Raw genomic sequence first — 350 nt, 5'->3', positions numbered from 1 at the left:
GGACGTTTACCACGGAGTGATTCATGACTGGGGTGAAGTCGTAACAAGGTAGCCCTAGGGGAACCTGGGGCTGGATCACCTCCTTATACGATTTAGAACTTATTTGTTCGTAGTGTCCACACAGATGGTTGTTAATTAGTGCGTATCCCTTTGGGATAACTAATTAATATGCTCTTTAAAAATTTGGAAAAGCTGATAATAAAATTCGTATGAATAACATTGTTATTTGTACAGAGTTTTCAAAAGTAAAAAAGAATGATAGCAGTATCATTCAGTGCCATTTAATCACTCTTTGAGTTGATTGATTGGTATCTACTTTAGTATTCAATATTAACTTCTGGCGAAGTTAA

General features: G+C 35.7%; 1 rRNA gene. It reads left to right on the top strand.

Going from position 1 to position 350, the window contains the following annotated elements:
• Positions 1-86: ribosomal RNA gene (locus tag PSR9079_RS23500) — 16S ribosomal RNA — on the top strand; the annotation flags it as partial.
• Between the last annotated feature and the right edge of the window lie 264 nt (positions 87-350).

Origin of the sequence: Pseudoalteromonas rhizosphaerae, from assembly GCF_902498845.1 — a bacterium.
Lineage (GTDB): Bacteria > Pseudomonadota > Gammaproteobacteria > Enterobacterales > Alteromonadaceae > Pseudoalteromonas > Pseudoalteromonas rhizosphaerae.
Note: the sequence above shows the minus strand (reverse complement) of the source record. Positions and strands in the feature narration are given on the sequence as shown.